The sequence below is a fragment of the Bathymodiolus heckerae thiotrophic gill symbiont genome, assembly GCF_900128515.1.
Classification (GTDB): Bacteria; Pseudomonadota; Gammaproteobacteria; order PS1; family Pseudothioglobaceae; genus Thioglobus_A.
Window position 1 is genome coordinate 1 of the sequence record NZ_FQTP01000124.1, and the last position, 3284, is coordinate 3284.

1 protein-coding gene and 1 pseudogene are annotated in these 3284 nt (G+C 43.0%); one reads left to right on the forward strand and one right to left on the reverse strand.

What is annotated here, in order from left to right; all coding sequences use genetic code 11:
* Positions 1-194: 194 nt before the first annotated feature.
* Complete coding sequence (locus tag BTHERMOSOX_RS09945; protein ID WP_138121013.1) at positions 195-2087, reverse strand: cation:dicarboxylate symporter family transporter; 1893 nt, start codon at positions 2085-2087, stop codon at positions 195-197.
* 242 nt (positions 2088-2329) lie between these two features.
* Here BTHERMOSOX_RS09945 and BTHERMOSOX_RS09950 point away from each other — a divergent pair.
* Positions 2330-2739, forward strand: a pseudogene (locus tag BTHERMOSOX_RS09950) (putative toxin-antitoxin system toxin component, PIN family).
* Positions 2740-3284 lie beyond the last annotated feature (545 nt).

The window sequence follows — 3284 nt, forward strand, 5'->3', positions numbered from 1 at the left end:
CGGAATGCAATTCTTTGCCTCCCTCGCGCGCTGCTAGCGCACTTCGGATCAGCGAATTGCCCTGCCGCCTACCAGGGACTAAAAATCATCACTTCGCTTAGGCTCCGTTTCCCTGATTTTTAGCGAGTGACGACATCGTAGCCAGGATAAATCAATGTCCAGGCAGAGCCACCTTCAGCACTGGTAAATAAAACCTACTGTTGAAATTCTGGTTGCTTAAAAAATTCGTCTACGGAATCAAACTCGCTGACTTTAAAAGCCGGAAGCAAGCCATTAATTCGATCTGCAAAAATACTCTCTTTACGCACCGCTACATGGACATTTTTAAGTGCATTAATCTGCTGCATATCACTGAACTGCTTACGCTGGTAATCGGGCACAACCAGAGCGAGATGGGTATCAAGGTCACTGCGACTGTACAGGATTCGAGTGGAAGCCAGTAAACTAAGATTAGGCGTAATTCCTGAAACAGCAATATCGAAATGGTCTTCTTCTAACTGCTGTATCAGATATCCGCTCTCATAGGGGATAAATTCAATTGCTACCTGCAGATCTTCGGCAAGATACATCATAAGATCGATATCAAAGCCGACCAATTGCCCTGAGCTATTGTAAAAAGAAAAGGGTAGGTTATCTTCATTTACGCCAATTCTAATAACCCCGCGCTGTCTTATTCTGCTGATTAAGTGCTGATCGGGCTCAAGTGCAACCGAGTTTGGCAGGGAAAGGCTGGAAATGCTATGCGGTATACGCTGATTTAACAGCTGTATTTGTAATATCTGTGGCTCAGTTGCTGTTGAATGATGCTGTTGTTCGAGAAAGCTGCGGATTCCCAGTCCAGCACAAAAATACAGTAAAAGGCTGAGCAAAATACTGCGGATCAGCATCGGCCAGTTAACTTTAAATAAGCCCGTCATCAACGCAGTTGTTAAGATGGTAAAGGTCATTAAATGCATGGCTCCGGCAACATCGGCGGCACGTCCACAAAGAATGCCGACGGTGATAAACAGATTAAAGATATCCTCGGGAAGATGGTATAGATCGAGTAAAAACGGGATGCTGGTAATCAGTTTGCCAAAATTTAAAAATAAGCCTAAAACGAGCATTTCTGGGTAGTCCAGAAATTCCAGTGGCTTGTCATAAAACCAGGCGGCAAATGCAACAAAAACCAGACTGAGCAGCTTGCCCATATCTGGAAATGGATAGGCGAGGGGCAGTACCAGATCTGGAATCCGCGCATGTCGGGACTTAGTGGTGACATGCTGATGAAATAAGCGGCTCACGCCGTTAATCAGTAAAGGAATCACAGCAAAGACACTGCCGATTATAAATACGGTTAATAGGGCATTTCTGGATTCGCGGAAGATTTGCCGATAACTGAAAGGTGTACTACTGGCAATCAATAATGGCATGACTACCAGAGTGACTAAGGTTACGCCAGCAATTAACATCAGGATATAGGCCTGCACCCGGCCAAATTGCTCTAGCGTCAATGTTCCTGCAGAACTCGCTGCAATGCCAAAGATGCCGATGGGAGCCAGCATAACCACAAAGCTATTGACGCGCATCAGGATTTTAGTCACATGATCACAGTATTCCAGTAAGGACTGGTGCTGCTTGTAACCTATACAGGCGGTACCAAACATCATGCTAAACAGCACGACGGCGGGAACCGAATTTTCTGTGAGTGACTGGAAAAGGTTGGCAGGGATAAAAAGCTGTAGAAAGTCAATTTTTGCCGGAGTCTGGATTAACAGCGAGCTGAAAAAAACGCCATTATCAATCGTGGGTAGTGCCATCGCAATTGCCCAGACGCTTAGGCTGCCGATCAGCCATAATCCGGATAGCACGAATAGGCCCTGGCGCGTGAGAAGCTTTGCTTCAAAAGCGCTGAGCCGGCCTATATTTGCAATCAGCGCGAACATAATATAAGGCAGCACAGTCATTTGCAGTAGGCCGATGTACACATCGCCCAGGAATTGCAGTTTTCCCGCCTGTTCACCGATTAACAAGCCAAAGGCGATACCCAGCAACAGGCTGCCAATAATATATTTAGTTGAGCTAAAGTGGCTGATATGGCGGTCCATTTTATGAGCTGTGGCTATGATTAAGCGTGAAGCATTAAGGAGTCTGAAAAGGTTATATATTACATGGCTTAATCGCAATTTGATCAAGCAGACACTGTTAGACTTGATCAAAACTAATGACCGGTATTCTCTTACGAGCAGTCACAATGAATAGCATGATGATTGTCAGATGACGGCCTACTGCAGTCAATGAAATTCAGTCTTTTTATCTGACAATGATAGCGTATACGAATCATTTAATCATGACTGATTCAATAGTAATTGATACAAGCGTTATCATCAGTACTCTGATAGGGTCTCAAAGGCCCCGAGCCGAGAGATTTTAAGGCGATGCTTGCAAGGCATTTATAATCCCTTGGTTAGTAACACCCTATTTTTAGAATATGAAGATGTGAGTAAAAGGGAAAAAATACTTGAATTATGCCCGATAACAAACAACGAAATCAGAAAATTACTTAATGCATTTTATAAAACCTGTCGATGGGTTCCCATTTACTTTCTATGGAGACCAAATATTAAAGATGAGGACGATAATTTTCTAATTGAGCTTGCATTAGCTGGAAACGCCCCATGCATGAGTCAAGGGGTCAGCATGAGGCAAGTCAAGGAGTCAGAGTTTAATACCGCTACCAGTGACACATTAACTTGTTGAATTATAATGATTAAAGCTGTGTTTCTGCCATGTTTCCTGAAAGGAAGGTCACTTAAATAACAAGGGCTTAAAAACCTGTATATTAAATTTATGGTGTGGTTTTTAAAAAACGTTCTTCGCAAGCTATTGTTTATAGCTATAGTGTCATTTTTCAATCAAGTGATAAAACCCATAACTGATTGATTTATTAAGTGTAAAAATGACTGGTAGCGGCATTAGAGTCAGAGTTGTTGAATTTCATGGCTCATTTGAGGCCGTTTAGGAAGTGGGCGGACCATCCCATTAGAGTTGTTGAATTTCAACAACTCTGACCCCTTGACCTTACTCTGACCCCTTGATGCCTTTCCTTGATGCCCTAGCACTTGTCCAGCTTGTCTTGCGCGTTGTTATTCAGCTGTTAACATCTAAATCAAGACCCTAACCTATCTTCGTGACTTATACAGTCAATTACCCATTATTTCAATGAGTTAAATTTTTCAATCGGTCCCAGTTGGCACTACAGATTTCATATCAACGATCGTTTTAACTTTTCCAATCGGGTCGGG

Excerpts from the sequence above, each read along its gene's own strand:
- BTHERMOSOX_RS09945 (WP_138121013.1), bottom strand. The coding sequence starts at position 2,087 with ATGGACCGCCATATCAGCCACTTTAGCTCAACTAAATATATTATTGGC.